At 69.2% G+C, this 21,758-nt stretch carries 23 protein-coding genes; 15 read left to right on the forward strand and 8 right to left on the reverse strand.

All coding sequences use genetic code 11. The annotated features are described in order from the left end of the window. Nucleotides 1-11: 11 nt before the first annotated feature. Nucleotides 12-2,177: a TonB-dependent receptor gene (locus tag AC3A4E_RS16870; RefSeq protein WP_487632636.1), complete on the reverse strand. Its 2,166-nt coding sequence runs from the start codon at nucleotides 2,175-2,177 to the stop codon at nucleotides 12-14. 248 nt (nucleotides 2,178-2,425) lie between these two features. On the opposite strand from AC3A4E_RS16870, the gene AC3A4E_RS16875 reads away from it, so the two are divergent. The 3 genes from AC3A4E_RS16875 to AC3A4E_RS16885 all read left to right on the forward strand — a co-directional run bounded on the left by AC3A4E_RS16875 (nucleotide 2,426) and on the right by AC3A4E_RS16885 (nucleotide 5,720). Beyond that, the gene (locus tag AC3A4E_RS16875; RefSeq protein WP_487632637.1) at nucleotides 2,426-3,250 is read left to right on the forward strand and encodes an alpha/beta fold hydrolase; all 825 of its coding nucleotides are present in this window, start codon (nucleotides 2,426-2,428) and stop codon (nucleotides 3,248-3,250) included. Between the two features lie 170 nt (nucleotides 3,251-3,420). Next, on the forward strand, nucleotides 3,421-4,530 hold the full coding sequence (locus AC3A4E_RS16880) for a catalase family protein (RefSeq protein ID WP_487632638.1): 1,110 nt from the start codon (nucleotides 3,421-3,423) through the stop codon (nucleotides 4,528-4,530). Nucleotides 4,531-4,625: 95 nt separating this feature from the next. Beyond that, nucleotides 4,626-5,720 (forward strand): DNA glycosylase AlkZ-like family protein, encoded by a 1,095-nt coding sequence (locus AC3A4E_RS16885; protein ID WP_487632700.1) that lies wholly within the window; start codon nucleotides 4,626-4,628, stop codon nucleotides 5,718-5,720. A gap of 41 nt (nucleotides 5,721-5,761) precedes the next feature. On the opposite strand, the gene AC3A4E_RS16890 is transcribed toward AC3A4E_RS16885, so the two are convergent. Both AC3A4E_RS16890 and AC3A4E_RS16895 read right to left on the reverse strand, forming a co-directional pair. Beyond that, complete coding sequence (locus tag AC3A4E_RS16890) at nucleotides 5,762-6,481, reverse strand: alpha/beta fold hydrolase (protein WP_487632639.1); 720 nt, start codon at nucleotides 6,479-6,481, stop codon at nucleotides 5,762-5,764. Nucleotides 6,482-6,647: 166 nt separating this feature from the next. Then, nucleotides 6,648-7,430, reverse strand: a complete 783-nt coding sequence (locus AC3A4E_RS16895) for a transglutaminase domain-containing protein (RefSeq protein WP_487632640.1) — start codon at nucleotides 7,428-7,430, stop codon at nucleotides 6,648-6,650. A gap of 134 nt (nucleotides 7,431-7,564) precedes the next feature. Between AC3A4E_RS16895 and AC3A4E_RS16900 the strand changes: the two genes are divergently transcribed. The 3 genes from AC3A4E_RS16900 (at nucleotide 7,565) to AC3A4E_RS16910 (ending at nucleotide 10,027) form a co-directional block, all read left to right on the forward strand. Continuing rightward, the gene (locus AC3A4E_RS16900; RefSeq protein WP_487632641.1) at nucleotides 7,565-8,785 is read left to right on the forward strand and encodes a GAF domain-containing sensor histidine kinase; all 1,221 of its coding nucleotides are present in this window, start codon (nucleotides 7,565-7,567) and stop codon (nucleotides 8,783-8,785) included. 109 nt (nucleotides 8,786-8,894) lie between these two features. After that, nucleotides 8,895-9,734, forward strand: a complete 840-nt coding sequence (locus AC3A4E_RS16905; RefSeq protein WP_487632642.1) for an SDR family oxidoreductase — start codon at nucleotides 8,895-8,897, stop codon at nucleotides 9,732-9,734. 116 nt (nucleotides 9,735-9,850) lie between these two features. Further along, nucleotides 9,851-10,027: a CsbD family protein gene (locus tag AC3A4E_RS16910; RefSeq protein WP_487632643.1), complete on the forward strand. Its 177-nt coding sequence runs from the start codon at nucleotides 9,851-9,853 to the stop codon at nucleotides 10,025-10,027. Nucleotides 10,028-10,250: 223 nt separating this feature from the next. Here AC3A4E_RS16910 and AC3A4E_RS16915 read toward each other — a convergent pair whose 3' ends face one another. Then, nucleotides 10,251-10,457, reverse strand: coding sequence for a YkgJ family cysteine cluster protein (locus AC3A4E_RS16915; RefSeq protein WP_487632644.1), 207 nt, complete (start codon nucleotides 10,455-10,457; stop codon nucleotides 10,251-10,253). On the opposite strand from AC3A4E_RS16915, the gene AC3A4E_RS16920 reads away from it, so the two are divergent. Beyond that, a complete protein-coding gene (locus AC3A4E_RS16920) occupies nucleotides 10,438-10,638 on the forward strand; it encodes a hypothetical protein (protein ID WP_487632703.1) in 201 nt (66 codons plus the stop codon). The two genes, AC3A4E_RS16915 and AC3A4E_RS16920, sit on opposite strands and share 20 nt — an antisense overlap. On the opposite strand, the gene aroE is transcribed toward AC3A4E_RS16920, so the two are convergent. The 4 genes from aroE to AC3A4E_RS16940 all read right to left on the reverse strand — a co-directional run bounded on the left by aroE (nucleotide 10,625) and on the right by AC3A4E_RS16940 (nucleotide 15,058). Continuing rightward, nucleotides 10,625-11,470, reverse strand: a complete 846-nt coding sequence (aroE, locus tag AC3A4E_RS16925) for a shikimate dehydrogenase (protein ID WP_487632645.1) — start codon at nucleotides 11,468-11,470, stop codon at nucleotides 10,625-10,627. The genes AC3A4E_RS16920 and aroE overlap by 14 nt on opposite strands. A gap of 139 nt (nucleotides 11,471-11,609) precedes the next feature. Further along, a complete protein-coding gene (gene hemB, locus AC3A4E_RS16930; RefSeq protein WP_487632646.1) occupies nucleotides 11,610-12,599 on the reverse strand; it encodes a porphobilinogen synthase in 990 nt (329 codons plus the stop codon). 66 nt (nucleotides 12,600-12,665) lie between these two features. Continuing rightward, nucleotides 12,666-13,697, reverse strand: coding sequence for a chorismate transformation FkbO/Hyg5 family protein (locus AC3A4E_RS16935; protein WP_487632647.1), 1,032 nt, complete (start codon nucleotides 13,695-13,697; stop codon nucleotides 12,666-12,668). Then, nucleotides 13,694-15,058 (reverse strand): NAD(P)/FAD-dependent oxidoreductase, encoded by a 1,365-nt coding sequence (locus AC3A4E_RS16940; protein WP_487632648.1) that lies wholly within the window; start codon nucleotides 15,056-15,058, stop codon nucleotides 13,694-13,696. The genes AC3A4E_RS16935 and AC3A4E_RS16940 overlap by 4 nt, the downstream gene beginning before the upstream one ends. A gap of 126 nt (nucleotides 15,059-15,184) precedes the next feature. Between AC3A4E_RS16940 and AC3A4E_RS16945 the strand changes: the two genes are divergently transcribed. From AC3A4E_RS16945 to AC3A4E_RS16980, 8 genes are all read left to right on the forward strand, one after another. Further along, the gene (locus AC3A4E_RS16945) at nucleotides 15,185-15,454 is read left to right on the forward strand and encodes a phosphopantetheine-binding protein (protein ID WP_487632649.1); all 270 of its coding nucleotides are present in this window, start codon (nucleotides 15,185-15,187) and stop codon (nucleotides 15,452-15,454) included. Then, on the forward strand, nucleotides 15,454-16,137 hold the full coding sequence (locus tag AC3A4E_RS16950) for a COG4648 family protein (protein ID WP_487632701.1): 684 nt from the start codon (nucleotides 15,454-15,456) through the stop codon (nucleotides 16,135-16,137). The genes AC3A4E_RS16945 and AC3A4E_RS16950 overlap by 1 nt, the downstream gene beginning before the upstream one ends. A 65-nt stretch (nucleotides 16,138-16,202) precedes the next feature. After that, nucleotides 16,203-16,973 (forward strand): lysophospholipid acyltransferase family protein, encoded by a 771-nt coding sequence (locus tag AC3A4E_RS16955; protein ID WP_487632650.1) that lies wholly within the window; start codon nucleotides 16,203-16,205, stop codon nucleotides 16,971-16,973. 3 nt (nucleotides 16,974-16,976) lie between these two features. Beyond that, nucleotides 16,977-17,291: an ApeI family dehydratase gene (locus tag AC3A4E_RS16960; RefSeq protein WP_487632651.1), complete on the forward strand. Its 315-nt coding sequence runs from the start codon at nucleotides 16,977-16,979 to the stop codon at nucleotides 17,289-17,291. Further along, complete coding sequence (locus AC3A4E_RS16965) at nucleotides 17,288-18,283, forward strand: lysophospholipid acyltransferase family protein (RefSeq protein ID WP_487632652.1); 996 nt, start codon at nucleotides 17,288-17,290, stop codon at nucleotides 18,281-18,283. Before AC3A4E_RS16960 ends, AC3A4E_RS16965 begins: the two co-directional genes overlap by 4 nt. Then, nucleotides 18,186-18,914 (forward strand): LolA-related protein, encoded by a 729-nt coding sequence (locus AC3A4E_RS16970; protein WP_487632653.1) that lies wholly within the window; start codon nucleotides 18,186-18,188, stop codon nucleotides 18,912-18,914. The genes AC3A4E_RS16965 and AC3A4E_RS16970 overlap by 98 nt, the downstream gene beginning before the upstream one ends. Before the next feature lie 98 nt (nucleotides 18,915-19,012). After that, complete coding sequence (locus tag AC3A4E_RS16975) at nucleotides 19,013-21,316, forward strand: MMPL family transporter (protein ID WP_487632702.1); 2,304 nt, start codon at nucleotides 19,013-19,015, stop codon at nucleotides 21,314-21,316. Beyond that, nucleotides 21,313-21,753, forward strand: coding sequence for a hotdog family protein (locus AC3A4E_RS16980; RefSeq protein WP_487632654.1), 441 nt, complete (start codon nucleotides 21,313-21,315; stop codon nucleotides 21,751-21,753). The genes AC3A4E_RS16975 and AC3A4E_RS16980 overlap by 4 nt, the downstream gene beginning before the upstream one ends. Nucleotides 21,754-21,758 lie beyond the last annotated feature (5 nt).

Raw genomic sequence — 21,758 nt, forward strand, 5'->3', positions numbered from 1 at the left:
GGAACCGGACCTCAGAACACGTAGTTGATGCTGACCAGCGCGGTGCGCGGCGCGCCCGGCATGCTGGTCGAACGCCAGTAGTCGGTGTCGGTGAGGTTGGTCACTGCCAGCGTCACCGTCCACGGCATCACGCGCCAGCCGAGCGAGGCGTCCCAGCGCGTATAGCCGGCGCGTTCGCTGGTGTTGGCCGCGTTGTTGAACACCGGGCCGCGATAGGTCACGCCCACTTCGCCGTAAAACGCGCCCTCCGGTGCGTAACGGATGAACGCGTTGCCGGTCCTGCGCGCGACGCCGATGCGGTACTTGTCCTCGTTCGCCGGCGTGACCTTGTCCTCGATGACCTTGGCTTCCTGCAGGCCGAACCCGCTGCGCAGATACCAGTCGCGTGCGAGGCGGCCGGTCAGGCTCGCTTCGACGCCACGCGAGCGCTCGCTGCCGCGCACGGCAAACGTGAAGGGGTCGTTCTCGGGATCGGGACGGTAACGCACGTTGTAGAGCTCGAGTTCGTACACCGCGAGTTGCGAGGACAGGCGGCCGTCGAACCAGTCGCTTTTGAGGCCGGTTTCGAGCTGGCGCGAGTACTGCGGCTCTTCGTCGAACACCGCGTTCTCGGCGACCGCCACGCTCATCAGGCCGCGACCGCCGTAGGGCGCGAAGTTCTTGCTGTAGGACGCGTAGACGCTGTGCGCCTCGACCGGCTGCCAGATCACGCCCACACGCGGGCTGAGGGTAGTGCCGTCGTAGTTGCGCGTCTGGTTGGTGATGCGGTTCGTGGTGCGGAAGTCGAAGCGGTCGAAGCGCGCGCCGGCCAGCACCTTCCAGTGATCGCCGAACGCCATCAGGTTCTGCACGTACAGCGCCTGCGATTCCGCGCGGTGGCGGTTCGAGGTGCGCGCCGCACCGCGCGGTGTCTTCGGTGCGACCCATTGCGGGTCGTAGGGATCGACGCCGAAGGGATACGCCAGCGACGGGTCGGAGGTCGCCGCGGACGTCGACAGATCCGGATTGCGCTGCTCGCGGCTGTCCTCGATGCCGACCAGCAGGTCGTGTTCGATTGCGCCGGTGCGCAGGCGCCCGGTCAGATCGACCGTATTGCTCAGCGTGCGGTTTTCGGTTTCCTGCCAGGCGCGGGTGAACGTCATCAGGCCGCGCGTGGTGCAGGCACGGCCGTTGCTCAGCAGGCGACCGTCGGTGCCGCAGTAGGTGCCGGCGTAGAGATGGTCGAAGTCCTGGCTGACCTCGCTCAGCGCGGCGGTCCACTTCACCGACCAGTCGTCGGCGATGCGGTAGTCGAGCACCGAGCGCGCCATGCGCATCGTGTCTTCGACGAAGTCGTCCGGATGCGCGTAGGCGATGCGGTGCGACACATCCGCCGGCAGCGCGTCGTAGGCCGGTGCGCGGTCGGGAATGCGATGGATTTTGTCGTAGGTGTACTGGCCCAGCCAGGTCAGGCCGTTGCCGTTGTCGAACAGCACGCTCGGCGAAATCATGCGGTTGTCGTTGGCGATGCCGCGACGGAAGCTGTCGGCCTCTTCGTAGTCCGCGGTCAGGCGCACGGCCCACTGCGGCGACAGCACTTCGTTGATGTCGAGCGTGCCGCCCTGGTTGTTCCAGCTGCCGAAGCGGACGTTGGCGCTGCTCACGCCGTCGAAGCGCGCCTGTTTGCTGACCAGATTCACCATGCCGCCGCCGAGGCCGCGGCCGTACAGCACCGAAGCCGGGCCCTTGACGATCTCGATGCGCTCGACGTTCGCGGTGCTGCGACGCACCTGGCCGGCCGAGCGCACGCCATCACGGTAGATGTCGTTGGAATCGGCTTCGAACCCGCGCAGCAGGATGCCGTCGCCGCGCATGTCGTAACTGGTGTCCACGCCGGGCGTGCCGTCGAGCAGCACGCTGAGGTCGTTGAGGCCGTAGACCTTGGACTTGCTCATCTCCAGCGTGTTGATCGTCTGCGGCACGTCCTTGGGATCGAGCGCGGTCTTGGTCGCGGTCGACACCGTGCCCGGACGGCTGTCGTCGCGGTCGAGTACGTCGGCGGTCACGATGAGGGTGTCGAGCGTGGTGGCGGACGGCGGTGGGACCTGGGCGGCGGCCGGCAGCATCGCCAGCGACAGGCAGACAGACAGCAGGCGACGTGCGGGGCGCGGCTGCGCGCCCCCGGAGATGTTGATCACTTGGGTATCCGATGAATGCGGCCGGCGGCCGACTGGCGCGCATGCTAATGCGAATCATTCTCGCAAACAAGGCCCCAGCACGCAGGGCGCGGATGCGCTATCGGGGAACATCGTGCTGCTCCGTCATGACTCCACCTGCACGTGCCCCCACGGGGGCTGACCGGCGGTGGGCTGTCCGCGCGGGTTTCACGGATGCGGCATGGCGCCACTGGCCCCATGGCCACCCGACCCACGCATTGGAAACACACATGTCCTCAGTCAACGGTACGCCCCGCGTCCGCCTGCATATCGACGACACCGGCGGCGATGGCCGTCCGGTCGTGCTGATCCACGGCTGGCCCCTGTCGGCCGAATCCTGGAAGGCGCAGACCGGCCCGTTGCGTGACGCGGGCTTCCGCGTTGTCGCCTACGACCGCCGTGGCTTCGGCCGCTCGGAAAAGCCGCCGCGCGGCTACGACTACGACACGCTTGCCGGCGATCTGGCAGGCGTCCTCGAGGATCTGGATCTGCATGACGTCACCCTCGTCGGTTTCTCGATGGGGGGTGGCGAAGTCGCGCGCTACGTCGCCAACTACGGCGAGGACCGTCTGCACAGTGTCGTGTTCGCCGCGGCCGTGCCGCCGTACATGCTCAAGACGGCCGACAACCCCGACGGTCCGCTGACCGAAGACAAGGCCAAGGAGATGGAAGACGGCCTGAAGCAGGATCGCGACACCTTCTTCGACGGTTTCACCAAGGACTTCTTCAGTGCCAACGGCGAATTGAAGGTCGACGAAAAGACGCGTCAGGAAGCGATCGCCTTGTGCAGGCAGTCCGACCAGACCGCGGCGCTCGGGTGCATGAAGGCCTTCGGCACCACCGACTTCCGCAAGGATCTCGAACAGGTCACCGTGCCGACGCTGGTGTTGCACGGCGACAGCGACGGGACGGTGCCGTATGAAGGCTCGGGCCAGCGCACGCATGCCGCGATCGCCGGTAGCGAGGCAGTCGTGGTGCCCGACGCACCGCACGGGTTCAACGCCAGCCACACCGATGCCTTCAATCGTGCGTTGATCGCGTTCCTGCAGAAGTAAGCGCACGGCGCAGCGATGACCACCGGAGGCCGCGTCCACGTCGACGCGGCCTTCTTCCATCTGCGGCAGTCGCAACGTCTCCGTACCCGGACGCACGACCGGCCCGCGTCGACGGGCGCGTCATGCGACCGCGCACACCTTGATCCCAGCCCCGAACCGGAAGCCACGCCATGTCCATTCCGACGCCCGACGCCTTCGCCCGTTACGACGCGCGCCTCGCCATGCCCGGCCCCGACGAGGCGGCACTGGCGGCCGATCTCGTCGAAGTCCTGCGCTCGATCCAGCAGACGACGCTGGCGGACGAAGGCCATGGTCTGCGCGCCGTCCACGCCAAAAGCCACGGCCTGCTCCAGGCCACGCTGCACGTCGATGCCGGCCTGGCGCCGGAGCTCGCGCAGGGCCTGTTCGCGCAGCCCGGCCGCTACGACACGGTGATGCGCCTGTCGACGACGCCGGGCGACCTGCTGTCGGACCGCGTGTCCACGCCGCGAGGTGTGGCATTGCGCATCTGCGGCGTCGAAGGCGCGCGTCTGGAAGGCAGCGAGGACATGGCGGTGCAGGAGTTCATCCTGGTCAACGGGCCGACGTTCAACTCGCCCAACGGCAAGTCTTTCCTGCGCAACCTCAAGCTGCTGGCCAAGACCACCGACCGCATGGACCGCACCAAGCGCGTGATCTCGGCCATCCTGCGCGGCACCGAGCGGGGGCTGGAGGCGATGGGCGGCGAAAGCGCCACGCTCAAGGCAATGGGCGGCGAGCCGCCGAACCACATCCTCGGCGAGACCTTCTTCACCCAGCTGCCGATGCGGCACGGCGACTACATCGCCAGGTACCAGCTGGTGCCGGTGTCCACGTCGCTGCGCGCATTGACCGACATGCGCCTCGACCTCAGGGACGACGACGCGATCCGCGATGCGGTGATCGCGTTCTTCGGTGCCAATACCGCCGAATGGGCCCTGCGCGCGCAGCTGTGCACATCGCTGGCCGACATGCCGGTCGACGATGCGACGGCGGAGTGGGACGAGGCCCGCAGTCCGTTCCGCACCGTGGCGCGTCTCGTGGCCGGGCCGCAGGCGGCGTGGACGCAGGCACTGAGCCGCGAGATCGACGACGGGGTCGGCTTCAGTCCCTGGCACGGCCTGGACGCGCATCGTCCGCTGGGCGAGATCATGCGTCTGCGCAAGCCGGCGTATGCCGCTTCGCACGCGTTCCGCGCACAGCACAACGGACAACCGCTCCAGCGGGGGTGTCCGTTCGCGGGCATGGGACCACCCCAGTGACGCAGTGCGGCCGCGCATGAGCGGCGCCGACGCCCGTCCCGCATGACACTGGACGGGCGATGTCCCCGGCATCCGCGCGCTGGCATCATGCGGCGATGCCGACGCTGACCCTCGATCATCTGCGCCGCCATGCGGTCGCGCGGTCGCTGTTCAAACCGACGACGCTGATGCGCGCGGTGGCGAAGCTCGGCTTCGTGCAGGCCGATCCCATCCGCGCCCCCGCACGCGCGCAGGATCTGACACTGCGGAATCGCGTCGTGGACTACCGCGCCGGCGATCTCGAACGGCGCTATCCGCGACTGGCGCTCGAAGAGGATTTCTTCGTCAACTACGGCTTCCTGCTGCGGGCGACGCAGGCGCTGATGCATCCGCGCATCGCGCGCGAGACCTGGACGCCGGCGCGCTGGCGACAGGCGCAGGCCGTGCGCGCCTTCATCGCCGAACGCGGCGCCGTGCACCCACGCGAGGTCGATGCGCACTTCGCCCACGGCAAGGTCACCAACTGGTTCGGGGGCTCGTCGAACGCCAGCACCCGGCTGCTCGACGGCATGCACTACCGCGGCCTGCTGCGCGTTGTACGGCGCGATGGCGGCACACGCGTGTATGCGGTGCGCGAACCGGATGCGGGCGAACCGGACGCGGACGAGATCGAGCGGCGTCTGGACCGGATGCTCGATCTGCTGGTGCACAAGTACGCGCCGCTGCCCGAAGCCAGCCTGCGCCAGTTGATGTCGTATCTCGGACGCGGCGTGCCGCAATGGCATGCCGCGCGCGCTGCAACGCTGACGCGTTCGCGTGCACGCCTCGGCGGCGCGCGCATCGAGGGTGTCGACTGGGTCTGGCCCGCCGACGAATCGCCGCAGAGCCGGCGCTGGCGGCCCGATGCCGGTGTCCGGCTGCTGACGCCGTTCGATCCCGTGGTCTGGGACCGGCGTCGCTTCGAACTGCTGTGGCACTGGCGTTACCGCTTCGAGGCCTATACGCCGGCGCCGAAACGCCAGCTCGGCTATTACGCCTTGCCACTGCTGTGGGGCGATCGCGTGATCGGCTGGGGCAATGTGTCGGTCGTCGGCGGCGTGTTGGACGCGCGCTTCGGCTATGTCGAAGGCGAGGCGCCGCGCGACGCGGCGTTCCACGACGCGCTGGATACCGAACTCGAACGCATGCGGGTGTTCCTCGGTATCGCATGACGCGTGCGACGCAGCCCGTGCCACGGCGCACACGCGACGGCTTACTGGATCAGATTCACCTGCAGCACCGCGGTGTCGGTCAGCAGGCCGAAGTGTCCGGCCGCGAGCGTGTGGCTCGCGGTCTCGCCCGGCAGCGTCGAGCTGTGCACGCCGGCGACGGTGCAGACGCCGCCGTAGCAGACGATCTGGTCGATCCAGGATTTGATCGAGTACGTTTTCATGCCCAGCGGCTTGCCGGCCAGCGATGCCAGCAGCGGACTGTTGATCGACAGACCCTGCGCGCCGCAGGTCGAGGTGACGACATTCCACGGATATGTGCCGCAGCTCCACAGGCCGCGATACGCACCGGCGATGCCGACGAAGGTGGCGACGTCGTTGGCGAGGCCGTAGTTGACGATCTGCTTGGCCGCCAGGGTGACGCCCATCGAGTGGCCGATGACGTCGATCTTGCCGGTGCACGAGCGCGCGATCGCCTCGACCAGTGCGTCGAGGACCGGCGTCTCCTCGCTGCCGCTGTGATCGTTGCACGCGGCGCAGGTCTTGCTGCCCCAGTTCGGGCGCAGGATTTCGAAATCGGTCCAGCCGCGGGCGCGCAGTTCCACGTAGGTGTTGTCGAAGTGCGCGGGCGTGCCGGCATTGCCGTGCACCATCACCACGGCATCGCGGCACACCGCCTGCGCAGTCGAAGCGAAGGTGGCGAGCAGCAGGATCAGCAGCAGTCGCAACAGCCGTGTGTCGCGGCGATCGAAGGATCGGAGCATCGGACATCTCCCACGGCCCGCAGGCCGCACGCAGGTGGCGCGGCCGACGGCGCCGGTCGCGAGCCGGCCGTGTGGGGGAGCGGGCCAGTGGCCGGATGTCAGCACGCGCGCATGGCGCGCGGCATTGGACCTTCGGCCAGTCGTAACGGTGTGCGCGTTTACGGCGTCAGGGCTTCTCGCCGACCCAGACCTGCATCTCGACCGTCTGCAGCAGGCCGTAGTTGGTCAGGAACGCCACGTCGGCCGCGTCGCGTCCGTAGGCGACGACGATGCGCCCGCCGCGCGGCGCCGACTGCGTCGCATCGAAGGTGTACCAGCGGCCGTCGAGGTAGGCCTCGAACCAGGCGTGCAGGTCCATCGGTTCCAGGCCGTGCAGATAGCCGACCACCATGCGCGCGGGAATCCGCAGGCTGCGGCACAGGGTGATGCCGACATGCGCATAGTCGCGGCACACGCCGGCGCCGTGTCCCATCGTGTCGAGTGCATCGGTGGTCGCGTCGCTGACGCCGTAGCGGTATTCGATGTGGCGACGGATCCACGCGACGATCGCGCCGACCTGACCGGCGCGCGGCCCCGCCGCATCGACGATCTCCTGCGCACGCTCGAACGTGCGGTCACTTGGGCAGTAGCGGCTCGGCAGCAGGTACTGCAGCGCGTGATCGGGCAGGGACGCCGGCGGCATCGGCGAGGTCCATGGCGCGACCGCGATGTCGCGTTCGGTCTCCACTTCCAGTTCGGTGCGGATGCGCATGCGTCCGCTGTGCACGACGAAGCGCTGGCACAGGTTGCCGAACGAATCGACGAATTCCGTGGGCCGCACATCGGGATCGAACGCGTAGTGCTCGCTGACCAGCCACTGGGCATCGCCGCTGCGGGGACGGAGCATGGCGACGACGGCGCAGTCCACCTCCGCTTCGACGACGAGTTCGCAACCGGCCAGCAGGCGCATCGGGCATTCCGCGGAGGAAAGACGCAGCCTGCGGGGCGGCGCGTGTAGCCGGCGTCGCTGCGGGCCGCCGCTGGCGGGGCTGCGGCGGTGCGCGTAGGCTGACGCGCATCCAGCTGCCTGCCCGATTCCACTCCATGTCCGATGCCGAAGCGGCCCAGCGCGATGTCGCGGCCATCAGCCGCATCGCGGCAGTCCCCAAGATCCTCGAAGTCATCACCCGCACGACCGGCCTGCGTTTCGCCGCCGTCGCCCGGGTGACCGATACGCGCTGGACCGCCTGTGCGGTCCGTGACGAGGTGGCGTTCGGCCTGGCGCCCGGCGGGGAGCTGGAACTGCGCACCACGATCTGCGACGAGATCCGCCAGCATCGCCAGCCGGTGGTGTTCGGCCATGCCAGCCAGCACCCGGAGTTCGCCGATCACCACACGCCGCGGCTCTACGGTCTGGAGAGCTACATCTCGGTGCCGATCCACCGGGCCAACGGCGAGTTCTTCGGCACGCTGTGCGCGATCGACCCGCTGCCATCGGCGGTGGAGACGCCCGAAACCCTGCAGATGATGGAGCTGTTCGCCGAGCTCATCGGCACCCAGCTCGAAACCGACGAGAAGCACGCGTGGAGCGAGGCGGCGCTGCACACCGCGCTGGATGTCGCCAAGGCGCGCGAGCGCTTCATCCATGCGGTCGGTGACGACCTCAAGGAACCCATCCAGGCGCTGGTCATGGACGCGTACCTGATCCGCACCACGCCCGGCCTCTCCGCCGACGTCCGGGCGCGCGTCGTGGGTATGGAAACCAACCTCTGGCACCTTTCATCGCTGGTGGGCGGCATCAACGATTTCGCGCACGACAGGCTCGCGGACGGGGTGCCGCTGGTGCGCACGCCGGCTGCTGCACTGGCGGCCGAGCTGCAGCGCGTGCTGTCGCAGGTGGTCGGCACGCATCCCGAACGCGCGCTCGTCACGGCCGTGCGCATCGATGCCGAGGTCGATTGCGATGTCCCGCGGCTTGGCCAGTTGCTGGTGAATCTGGCGAACAACGTGCTGCGGCACGTCGCGGCGGATGCGATCGTGACTATCGACGTCGCGACCACCGACCACACCCTGGTGTTCAACGTGCAGGCGCCTGACCTGGTGCTGTCGGGCAACGAGCTCGACAGCGTCTCCGGCCCGCTGGCAGCGCCGACGGGCAACGCACGCGCGGCGCGGTCCTGGGATTTCTTCATCGCCGGCGAGATCGCCCGCGCGCATGCCGGGCGGATCAGCGTGGCCACCGTCGCCGGTGACACACGACTGTCGTTCGTGATGCCGCTGCATGCGGCCGCCGTCACACTGGCGAGCCCGGACACCGCGGTCTGAGACACGCGGTACGCGGGCTTGCGATGCACCTGTGTGGACGGATCCGGATTCACGGGCGTACGACGATGCGGGCGCGAGCGTGGCAGGCCCCGACACAGGAGCATCCGCGATGAACCAGCCCGCGCAGCAGCAGGACGTCCCCGGCGTCGAGACAGAACTCGACCCGCCCGCCGACCACGGCGAAGCCAGCTATCGCGGCAGCGGCCGACTGGAAGGCAAGGTCGCGATCATCACCGGCGGCGACAGCGGCATCGGCCGTGCCGTCGCACTCGCTTATGCCCGCGAAGGCGCTGACGTGCTGGTCAGCTATCTCAACGAGGACGAGGATGCGCAGGAGACGCAGCGAATCGTCGAAGCGGCCGGACAGCGCTGCGTCCTCGTGCCCGGCGACATCGCCGAGGCCGCGCACTGCCGCGCCATCGTGCAGCAGACCATCGACGCATTCGGTCGCGTCGACATCCTGGTCAACAATGCCGCCTACCAGATGAGCTACAACGCGCTCGACGAGATTCCCGACGACATGTGGGACTACACCTTCCGGGTCAACGTCAGCGCGATGTTCCACCTGTGCAAGGCCGCCGTGCCGCACATGCAACCCGGCGCGTCGATCATCAACACCAGCTCGATCAACTCCGACAAGCCCAAGGCGACGCTGCTGCCGTATGCGGCGACGAAGGGCGCGATCGCGAATTTCAGCGCCGGCCTCGCGCAGCTGCTGGCCGACAAGGGCATCCGCGTGAACTCGGTCGCGCCGGGCCCGATCTGGACGCCGCTGATTCCCTCCACCATGCCGCCGGACGAAGTGGCGTCGTTCGGGTCGCAGGTGCCGCTCAAGCGGCCCGGCCAGCCGGCCGAGTGCGCACCGATCTACGTGCTGCTCGCGTCGGACGAGGCGAGCTACATGAGCGGTGGCCGCTATGCGGTCACAGGCGGCGCGCCGATCCTCTGATCCAGCTGAGCGTTTCCGTAATGCCGCCGGGCGGCGTGCGATTTCTTCACCTCGGCATTGCGGCGCCCGGTGCATATCGTTCCCACCCTGCAATCCAGCAGGCCGGAGACATCGACGTGGACAAGAATCGCAGCGAAGGCATCAAGAACCAGGTCAAGGGCACGGCGAAGGAAGTCGTCGGCAAGGTCACGGGCAACACCGCAAAGGAAGTGGCCGGCAAGGCGCAGAAGACCGCCGGCAAGGTCCAGAGCGCGGTCGGCAAGGCGAACGACGACGCCCGCAAGGGCCGTTGACGCCACGCGTGTCACGAACGGGCGGCCTCGGCCGCCCTTTTCGTGTGTGCGGGTGATGCAGATCCGGATACGCGCTGTGTGGCGCCCGGGCAGCGACGTCGGTTTCGATGGCGCAGCGTCCAGTGCAGGTCGCGTCCGGGTCCGGGAGAAGCGACGCGCACTTGGGGTCGTATGCGCGCGCTGCCGGAGGCGCGGCGGGTGTTCACACGCGGCTCGGCTGGCGTCAGGGCGCAGTGTCGCGTTCGAGCTGCTCGAGCATCGCGAACGCCTCGCTACGCGAGGTGCCGCACATGTCCGGCGCAGGCCGCAACGACGCACAGAATGCGGGACGCTCCGGACGTCCGAACAGGCGGCAGCGCAGACGCTCGTCGAGCTGCACACACGCGACGCCGGCAGGCTTGCCATGCGGCATGCCCGGAATCGGCGACATGATCGAAGGCGCGATGCAGCAGGCCGCGCAGCCGTCCCGGCATTCCACCCCGAATCAGCGCGCGCCGCGCATGGCCGCGGGTATTGCGGTCAAGCCGACGACCGGTGCAGCCGGCAGCCGGGCGGTGATCGGCATCGTGGACCTGTGCACGCCCGGCGTCCGCGGACTCAGTCCGCGTTGACCAGCAGGCGGGTGCGCGCCTGCAGCGCTTCGAACACCGCCGCGGTGTCGGGCCGCACGCCATGCCACAGCGCAAAGCTCTCGGCGGCCTGTTCGACCAGCATGCCGAGGCCGTCGATCGTGTCGCGGCAGCCGTGCGCGCGCGCCCAGGCCAGGAACGGCACCGAGGCTTCGGCGTAGCTGAGATCGACCGCCGCCGTGCGCACGCCGACCAGCGAGCGCGGCAGGGACAGCATCGCGCCACCGCGTCCGGCCGAAGTCGCATTGACGATCAGTTCGAACTCGCCCAGCTCGCCGAGCTGCTCGACGTAGCGCGGATGCACCCGGCCGGGTTCGCCGAGTGCATCGGCCAGTGCGTCGGTGCGGCTGGCCGTGCGGTTGACCACATAGAGTTCGGTGATGCCGGCATCGAGCAGCGCCGGTGCGACACCACGCGCCGCGCCACCCGCACCGACCAGCAGGGTGCGGCGACCGCGCAGATCGAGCCCATGCCGCTCGGTCAGATCACGCACCAGGCCCGCGCCATCGGTGTTGTCGCCATGCCAGGCATCCCCCTGGCGGACCAGGGTGTTGACTGCGCCCGCACGGTCCGCGCGCTCGCTGCGCGTCGATGCCAGGGCGTGGGCGAGCTCCTTCAGCGGCAGCGTCACGTTCGCACCGGTCCCGCCGGCGGCGGCGAAGGCCGTCAGCGCATCGCCAAAGGTGTCGGGCGCCGCATCTATGGCGTCGTAGACGATGTCGATTCCGGTCTGCGTGCCGAACGCGGCATGGATGCGGGGCGACAGCGAATGCGCGACCGGGTGACCGAACACGGCAAGACGGGCAGGCGACATGGAAGCCTCTGATGCGGCACGCCGGGCTGGCGTCGGCGCAGTCTAGCGGTTCGCCGGAAGCGGGCGCGGAAGGATTGAACGCGCACGGTTGCGACGTCCCGGCACAGGATCGACCGGGACGCCAGGCGTTGCAGCCGGCTCAGCCCTCGCGCAGCCAGCGCGCAGCGTCGAGTGCGAAATAGGTCAGCACACCGTCGGCGCCGGCGCGCTTGAAGCCAAGCAGCGCTTCGAGCGCGCACTTGCGCTCGTCGAGCCAGCCGTTGGCAGCGGCAGCCTTGAGCATCGCGTACTCGCCGCTGACCTGGTAGGCGAACACCGGCACGCCGAATTCGTCCTTCGCGCGGCGCACGATGTCCAGATACGGCATGCCCGGCTTGACCATGACCATGTCGGCGCCTTCGTCGAGATCCTGCGCGATCTCGCGCATCGCTTCGTCCGAATTGCCCGGGTCCATCTGGTAGGTCGACTTGTCGGCCTTGCCGAGCGCGCCGGACGAGCCCACCGCGTCGCGGAACGGGCCGTAGAAGGCGCTGGCGTACTTGGCGGCGTAGGCGAGGATGCGCGTGTGCACGTGGCCTTCGGTTTCGAGCGCGTCGCGGATCGCACCAATGCGCCCGTCCATCATGTCGCTGGGCGCGACCACGTCGGCGCCGGCGCGCGCATGGCTCAGCGCCTGCTGCACGAGCGCATCGACGGTGATGTCGTTGACCACGTAACCGCCGGCATCGGTGATGCCGTCCTGGCCGTGCGAGGTGTAGGGATCGAGCGCGACGTCGGTGATGACGCCGAGTTCCGGAAAGCGCGACTTCAGCGCGCGGATCGCGCGCTGGCACAGGCCGTCGTCGTCCCATGCCGCGACGGCGTCGAGCGACTTGGCCTCGGGCGCGGTGACCGGGAACAGCGCGAGCGCCGGAATGCGCAGTTCGCTCGCGGTCTCGGCGACGCGCAGGAGTTCGTCGATCGACAGACGCTCGACGCCCGGCATCGACGGGATCGCGACGCGGCCGCCGGCCTCGTGCACGAACACCGGATAGATCAGGTCGTCGGCGGTCAGCGTGGATTCGCGCATCAGCCGGCGCGAGAAGTCGTCGCGGCGCATCCGCCGCATGCGGGTATCGAGTCGGGCCATGGCGCGGATTCTACGCGTGCGCCCGGCGGACGGCCTGCGACGCCGGGTCGCAGGCGGATGCGCGCATCAACCGGCGTCGTGGACGCCGTCGATTTCCAGCGCAAGCTCGCGGCGGCAGATCGCCGCATGCAGCACCACACGCGGCAGGCGGTCACCGAAACGCGCGTCGAAGGCCTCGGCCACGGCCTGCAGGTCCGCGGCATCGCGCACATAGACTTTCAAGCGCGAACCCGGGCCGAACGCGGCCGGCAGGTCGGGGCGATGCGTGCGCGCCGATGCGATCAACGCATCGAAATTCGCGAACGTCTCATCGAGCTGTGCCAGCAGCTCGCCTTCGTGCTGCGAGGCGTGGCCGACGACGCTGGCCGTGCCCGACAGCATCAGCGGAATCGCGCTGCCGGCCGGCGGCAGCATCGCGCGGGCGAAGCTCGGCGCCTGCGGGCCGTACTGGCGCGGGTACTGGTAGGCGCTGACCTGGCGCGGGTTTTCGACTGGAATGCCGGGCACGCGCGCGGCCAGCCAGTAGACCTGGATCGTGCGCGCGTCGTCACAGCGGCCAATTGCGGTCGCGGCAGGCAGCTGGGAAGTATCGAAGCTGCCGAGCCCACGCGCGCGGCCCACGCAGAACTGGCGGTAGCGCTCGGTGTCGCCGTCGCCGTGGGTGATCGCGTCGAGGTAGTTCCAGATCCGCAGCAGGTGCGGGAACTCGCTCTTGCCGATGAAACGGGTCAGTTCGCGGTAGGCGTGTTCGGCGGCCAGCAGGATGCCGCTGTGATCGCCTTCGCCGGTGTGGCCTTCGGGCTCGTCGACTTCGATCGCGCCGAACATCAGATGGCCATCGGTCGCCCAGGCGATATCGCCGTCGCGGCCGTGCCGGACCGGCGCCTGGCCGCGCCACACTTCCAGCGGCGCGGCGCCGTAGGGCTGCAGCGGCACGCGCAGCCAGCGCGGATCGTCGAGCACGGGCGCGGCGTCGCCGAAGCCGAGGACGGCGAGTACATCGGATTGCGCGAGCAGGTCGGCCGGCGCGGAGCCGTCGACGTAATCGACGCGCAGGCGCGGAAGCGGTTCGGGGTGCAGCGGTGCCGGTCGGCTCATGGATTGCCCTCGTGCAGGGTGTCGCCGCGGAACTGTTCGCGGACCTGGCGGCGGCGCGCGAACCAGCCGCGCAACGCGGCGGGTGCGATCGCGATCGCGTTCAGCGCATAGACCAGTCGGAACAGACGCAGGCGGCGCAACACCGCGGGATTGTCGAACACGTCGCCGGCAAGCATCGAGATCACCGCCTGCTCGAGCTGCCAGTCATTGCGCGGCGCGGCGAACAGACGTTGCATCACCGGCGTGGTGAAGCGGTGGATGAACCAGCTGAAATGGCGCAGGCCGCGGCGCAGGCGCCGTTCCATCGCGCGCTGCAGTGCGCGTTCCGTGGACGGATCGCGCAGGGCGCCGTCGACGACATCGGCCGCGTGCTCGGCACTGTTCATTCCCAGATACACGCCCGACGAGAACACCGGGTCGATGAACGCATACGCGTCGCCGGCCATCACCCAGCCCGGGCCGGTCATGCGCGTACACGCGTACGAATAATTGCCGGTGGCGTGCACCGGCGCGACGCGTTCGGCGCCGGTCATGCGCGATGCGACCGACGGCGTACGCAGCAGCGTGCGCATCAGGAACGCTTCGTTGTCGAGGCCCTGGCGCTGCTTGAGATACTCGGGGAAACACACCGCGCCGACGCTCATGACGTCGTCGCCGAGTGGAATCAACCAGTACCAGCCGAACTCGAAGCGATCGATGGTGATGTTGCCGGCGTCGTCGCCGTCGCGGCGCTGCACGCCACGGAAGTGGCTGAAGATCGCCGCCGACTGGTGCTTCGCACTCTTGCGCTTGAGCTTGAGCTTGCTGCCCAGGAACGTATCGCGGCCGCTGGCATCGACGAGGTAACGCATCTTGACGTCGAGCCGGCCGCCCTCGGCATCGCGCGCCACCGCGCCGGTCGGGCGCCCCTCGGCGTCGTGGACCAGCGATTCGACCTTGACCCGCATGCGCGCATCGACGCCGTTGGCGCGCGCGTTGTCGAACAGCAGCGCATCGAACTCCGAGCGGCGCACCTGGAAGGCGTAGCCGAACTTGGGATCGAGCGCACGATCGAAGCGGAACACGTGGGTGGTGTTGTCGGCATCGTGCACCGGGAAATCGGCGCCGAGCTTGAGCGTGCCGATCGCACGGACCTGCTCCAGTACACCGAGGCGCTCGAGGATCGGCAGGTTCATCGGCAGCAGCGATTCGCCGATGTGGAAGCGCGGGTGCACGTCCTTGTCCAGCAGCAGCACCTTCCAGCCGCGCCGCGCGAGCGTCGTGGCCGCGGTCGTGCCCGCCGGACCGCCGCCGATGACCAGCACGTCGACGTCGAGCCGGGCGGACTCTGAAGTGGCATCGGCGGTCGCGATCGGGCTCATCCTGAATCTGGGGGTGGTTCGGGCGGTCGCGCATCATAACGGGAAGCCTCCACGGCGGCCCGGAGTGCTTGCGCGCGCCGGTCCGATGCCGGATCGTGGCAGCCCTGTCATTCCACGGAAGTCCCGATGTCCGCCCAAACCGAAGCCGAACGCGCGCTCGCCGACCTGCTGGTCGAGAGCCTGAACCTGGAGGACGTCCAGGCGGCCGACATCGATCCCGAGGCGCCGCTGTTCAATGCCGGGCTCGGCCTGGATTCGATCGACGCGCTGGAACTGGCGCTTGCGATCAGCAAGCGCTACGGCTTCCAGCTGCGGTCGGACAACGACGAGAACCGGCAGATCTTCGCCTCGTTGCGCGCCCTGTCGGCGCACATCGAGCAGCACCGCACCACTTGATCCTGCTGCTGCAATTGCTGCTGGGGCTCGGTTACACGGCCCTGGCGCACCTGGCCAGCCTCTGGCACCACGACGGCCTCGCGCTGGGCGCACTCGTGCTGCTGATCGCGATGCTGGTCATCGAGCCCCTGCTGTCGCGGCGCCTGTGGGCGTTCATCGCGCTGCCGCTGCTGGGCTGGGGCGCGTGGGCGCTGTACGCGGCCGGCCATGCCGCGTTGCCACTGTTGCTGGTGCCGGTGGTGTTCGTCCTCGGCATCGCCTGGATCTTCGCGCGCACGCTGCGTCCCGGGCGGACGCCGCTGATCACCCGGATCGTCATCGGCATCGAAGGCGACGGCAGCCCGGACGCGCTCGCGCCGGACCTGCTGCGCTACACGCGGAGCCTGACCGCCGCGTGGGCCCTCGTGCTGTGCGCGATGGCCGGCGCCAATCTGCTGCTCGCGCTGATCGCCAGCCCCTCGGGTCTGCTGGAAAGCATCGGCGTGCCGTCGCCGCTGCCGATCACCCAGGAGCAATGGTCGCTGTGGGCGAACCTGCTGAACTACGGCGTCATCGGTGGCTTCTTCGTCATCGAGTTCGCGTTCCGCAAGCGGCGCTTCCCGGGCCGCTATGACGGTTTTCTCGGATTCCTGCGCAAGCTGGTGGGTCTCGGTCCCGTTTTCTGGCGCGATCTGCTGCGCTGAATCCGCGCGGCTGAACGGATTTCGCGCGGTATTCGGCCTGTCACACGCGATATCCTATCGACCACATGGAATACCGACAGACCCGTGCCGCACCCGGGGCCGCGGCGTTCGCGGCCTTGTCCGCACGCGCCATCAACGTCCTGGAGTGCCTGTACACCCTGCTATGGACGGCGGGCTGGATCAGCGTGTCGCTGATCCGCCAGGCGGTGACGGGCCGGCGTGAGCTGGCGCTGGACATGGCGCGGACGCACTGGGCACCGGGTCTGGTCGGACCGGCCGGTGGGCTGACGGTCGAAGGCGCGGATGCGATCGACTGGAACCGTCCGTATCTGGTGGTGGCCAACCACGAATCCCTGCTCGACATCTGCGTGCTTTTCATGGCCGTGCCGGTCCCGCTGCGCTTCCTGCTGAAACAGGAAATGTGCCGCGTGCCACTGCTGTGCACCTATGCGCGCGCGACCGGCATGCTCTTCATCAGCCGCGAAGACCGCCGCGCCGGGCCGCTGTTGCGGCGCCAGGTCGCCGGTGTGTTGGGCGCAGGCCATTCGCTGTGCCTGTTCCCCGAAGGCACGCGTTCGCGCGACGGCCGGATGGGCGAGTTCAAGTCGGGTTCGTTCCAGGCCGCGATCGATGCCGGTGTCGACGTGCTCCCGATCGCGCTGCACGGCACCGGCAAGGTGCTGCCGCCGACCGGGTTCTTCCGCACCTGCCGCGGTCCGATGCGCGCCACGGTGGGCACGCCGATCCGCGTCGAAGGCCGCGTCGGCGCCACCGGTCGCCAGGCCGTGGCCCGCGAAGCGCAGGACGCCGTGGCCGCGATGCTCGGCAGGCGCTGAGCGATGGCGTCGCACACGTTCTTCATCGATGCCGCGCATCCCTGCCTGCCTGGTCATTTCCCGGGCCAGCCGCTGGTGCCGGGCGTCGTGATTCTCGATCGCGTGGTCGCGGCCGTCGAAGCGGCGCACGGCCCGCAGGGCGCCTTGCGGCTGCCGCAGGTGAAGTTCGTGCAGCCACTGCTGCCCGGCGAGCAGGCCGTGATCGCGCTCGACGATGCCAGCCGCGATGGCGTGTCGCGCTGGCGCTTCCGGGTGGAACGCGCGGGCGTGCTGCTCGCCAGTGGCGAACTCGTCGCCGACGGTCCCGCGCAGGCATGACCAGCGAGTGGAAGGCGCGCCGCGAGGGTGGCGGGCGGCTCGCGCTGCGCACGCTGCTGGTGTTCGCATCGAACTTCGGACGCGCCCCGGCGCGCGCGCTGCTGCATCCGATCGCGCTCTATTTCATGATCCGCCGCGGGCCCGAACGCCGCGATTCGCGCAGGTATCTGGCGCGCATGTTCGGCCGGCCTGCAACGCTGGTCGAGGTGGCCCGGCATTTCCGCACCTTCGCCGCGACGATTCTCGACCGGCTGTTCCTGCTCAGCGAGAACACCCGGCGCTTCGACGTGCACGCACAGGGACTCGATGTCCTGCACGGGCATCTGGACGCCGGCCGCGGCGTGCTGCTGTTCGGCTCGCACCTGGGCAGTTTCGAAGTGCTGCGCGTGCTCGCCACGCAGCGACCCGAGTACGCGATCCGCGTGGTCCTCGACCGCGCCCATGGCCAGGCGATGACCGAGCTGCTGGAAGCGCTGAATCCGGCAGTCGCAGCGACGGTGATCGATGCCGGCGAAAGCGGCCCCGCAGTCGCGCTGGCGATCCAGGAAGGGCTGGCGCAAGGCGCGATGGTCGCGCTGCTGGTCGATCGCAGCCAGGAAGGCGGCGCGACGCTGCCGGTGCCGTTCCTCGGTGCGCCGGCGCAGTTTCCGCTCGCCCCGTGGCTGCTGGCCTCGGTGCTCAAGGCGCCGGTGATGCTGGCCTTCGGCCTGTACCGTGGTGGCAACCGCTACGACCTGGTGTTCGAGCCCTTCAGCGATGGCATCGACCTGCCGCGCCGCGAACGCCAGGCCGGCGTGGCCGCACTCATCCACCGTTACGCCGCGCGGCTGGAACATCACGCGCGCAGTGCCCCCTACAACTGGTTCAATTTCTATGACTTCTGGAAAGGCGCCGATGACACGCGCGACGATCTTCCGCCCGCGGCCGGCGCTTTGCCTGCTGCTGGCGACGCTGCTCGCAGCGCCGACGTGGGCGGCGGCGCAGACCGCTGACACGCCGCGCGCGAACCAGTCGCGCGACCGCGTGCCCGCGCCGGTCACCGCCACCGGCCGCAGCGTGGATGCCGACTGGATCCTGCAGCGCCTGACCCAGCACGGTGCCACCTCGACGCCGTTCGTCGAACTGCGCACCTCCTCGATGCTCAAGCGCCCGCTGCAGCTGTCGGGCGAATACCGCCGCCCCGATGCCGACACGCTGATCCGCGAGGTGCGCGCGCCGTACGCGGAAACCACGACGATCCGCGCCGGTGAGGCGACCATCGCCCGCGAAGGTCGCAATCCGCGCACGTTCTCGCTGTCGCGCGTGCCCGAACTCGCCGCCCTGCAGGGCAGCTTCGGTGCGCTGCTGGCCGGTGACCGCAAGGCGCTTGAAACGGTCTATGCGCTCGAAGCCGACGGTGTGCCGGCCGACTGGACGCTGACCCTGACGCCGCGCGATCCGCGCGTCGCCGGGCGTGTCACCGGCATCGTGCTGCGCGGTCGCGACGCGGAACTGCGTTGTATCGAGACGCGGCCGAAGCAGGGCGACGCGCAGCCCACCCTGCTCGGCAGTGCCGCCACCGCCGCGGCGACCGTGGATTCGCTCGCAGCCGCGCAGCGGCTGTGCCACGACGTTCCGCGTTGAGCGGGCGCAGCGGATTCCGCGACGCGCTGCTGCAGCGCCCCGGCCTGCGGCTGACGCTGGCCGTCGCGTGGCTGCTGGCGCTGCTCGCGCTGGGCTGGATGGCATCGGCGGAGCTGGAGTTCAGCGGCGACCTGCGCCGCTTCCTGCCCGACGCGCGCACGCCCGAGCAGCGCCTGTTGATGGAGGAGCTCGGTGACGGGCCGGGCTCGCGCCTGCTGATGCTGGCCATCTCCGGCGACACGCCCGACGCACTCGCCGAGCGTTCGCGTGCGCTGCACGACGCACTCGCCGGCGATCCGCGCTACACCCTCGTCACCAATGGCGGCGAATCCGGGCTCGATGCGTTCCCCCGGGATCTGCTCCCGTACCGGTATCTGCTGACGTCGTCGTTCGACGATGCGCCGCTCGATGCCGACACCTTGCGCGATGCACTCGATGCACGCCTGCAGGATCTCGGCTCGCCCGCCGCCGGACTGGTCGAGCCGCTGATTCCGTCCGATCCGACGCTGGAAGTCCTCGCACTCGCCGAAGCCTGGCAGCCCGCAGGCGCGCCGCAGCGACTGCACGACGTGTGGTTCGACCAGACCGGCACGCAGGCATTGCTGCTGGTCGAGACGCGCGCAGCGGGCTTCGATCCGACCGGCCAGCTCGATGCCGTCGGCACGATCCGTGACACCTTCGCGCAGCAGGCGGGCGAGGGCGCTGCGACGCTGGAAGTCGTCGGCCCGGGCGCGTTCTCGGTCGACATCGGCGGGCGTACGCAGGCCGAGGCGCAGCGGATCGGCATGGTCGACACGATCGGCCTGATCCTGTTGCTGCTCGTCGCCTATCGCAGCTGGAAGATGCCGTTGCTCGGCGTGCTGCCGCTGGCGAGTGCGGGCATCGCCGGCCTTACCGCGGTCGCGCTGCTGTTTCCGGGGGGCGTGCACGGCATCACGATTGCGTTCGGCTTCACCCTGATCGGCGTGGTGCAGGACTATCCGATCCACTTCTTCAGTCACCAGCGCGCAGGTCTGTCGCCGTGGAAGAACGTGCGCGGCTTGTGGCCGGCGCTGTCGACCGGCGTTGTCGCAACCTGCATCGCGTACGCGACCTTCCTGTTTTCGGGTGTCGACGGCCTGCGTCAACTCGCGGTGTTCACGATCTTCGCACTCGGCGTCGCCGCACTGACCACACGTTATCTGCTGCCGGGTCTGGTGGATCCGTCGCCGCCGGATCTCGCGGAATCACCGCGGCTGCAGCGTCTGTGGCACCGCATCGAAGCGCTGCCGCGTCCGAAGTGGTCGCTGGCCGTGCTGGCGCTCGCCGCCGTTGCCGCGATCGGTTTCAGTCCCGGCGCGTTCTGGCAGAACGATCTGTCGAAGCTGACGCCGGTCGATCCCGATTCGATGCAGCGCGATACCGAACTGCGCGCCGAACTCGGTGCGCCCGACGTGCGCTACGTGCTGGTCGCGCAGGCGGCCGACAGCGACGCCGCGCTCGGCGCGACCGCCGCGCTGCAGCCCGCGCTCGACGCACTGGTCGCCGACGGTCACCTCGACGGCTACGACATGGCCGCGCGCTATCTGCCCGGCGCCGACACGCAACGCGCGCGCCAGGCGGCGCTGCCCGACAGCGCTGCACTGCGCGCGATGCTCGCCGACGCGTTGACGGACTCCGCGTTCAACGACGACGCGTTCGAGCCCTTTGTCGAAGACGTCGCACGCGCCAAGGCTGCCGCACCGCTGACCCGCGCCGATCTCGAAGGCTCGCCGCTGGCGACCGCGGTGTCCGGTCTGCTGCTGGAACACGAGGACCGTTCGACCGCGCTGGTCTCGCTCAGCGGTCTCGATGATCCGGCCGATGTCATCGCACTCGCGTCGCAGGCCGGTGCGCCCGGTGTCGACGTGCGCCTGCTCGACATGAAGGACGCATCCGAATCGCTGGTCATCGAGTACCGCGGCCGCGTGCTCGCGGCGATGGCGGTTGCGCTGGTGTTGTTGATCGCCACGGTGTGGATCGCGTTGCGCAGCCCGCGTCGCGTCTGGCGCGTGCTGCTGCCGACGCTGCTGACGTTGCTGGTAGTCGTCGCGGTGCTGCGTCTGGCGGGCGTCGAACTGACCCTGTTCCATCTCGTCGCGTTGATCCTCGCCGCCGGTCTCGGACTCGATTACGCGCTGTTCTTCGAACACGCCGGCGACGACCGCCAGGATCAGATCCGCACGCTGCACGCGATCCTCGTCTGCAGCCTGATGACGCTGCTGGTCTTCAGCCTGCTCGCGCTGTCGTCGATTCCGGTGCTGCGCGCGATCGGCAGCACGGTCGCGCTCGGCGTGGTCTTCAATTTCGTACTGTCGCTGCTGGTCGCGCGCCAACGCGCGGCGATCGAGGCGGCACGCGCCGAGCCGGAGCCGGTGGCATGAGCCATGTCGATCGCGACACGATCCTGTCGATGATTCCGCACCAGGGCGCGATGTGCCTGTGGGATGCCGTCACCGCGTGGGACGACGCGCACGTGACCCTGCGCAGCGCCAGCCATCGCGATCCGGCCAACCCGCTGCGCAGCGATGACCGGTTGCGCGCGCTGCACCTGTGCGAATACGGCGCGCAGGCGATGGCGGTCCACGGTGGCCTGCGTGCACGCGACAGCGGCGCACCGGTCCGCACCGGCATGCTTGTCGCATTGCGCGGCGTGCAGTTGCATGCCGCACGTATCGACGACCTTGCCGGCGATCTCGAATGCGTCGCCGAAGTGCTGGTCGAATCCGGCGACAGCCAGCAGTACGCATTCCGCATCCGCTGCGATGGCGTGCTGCTTGCTGACGGGCGCGCGGCGGTGATGCTCGGCGCAGCGCGTTGATCCGC

The organism is Luteimonas sp. Soil_N_1, assembly GCF_057656255.1.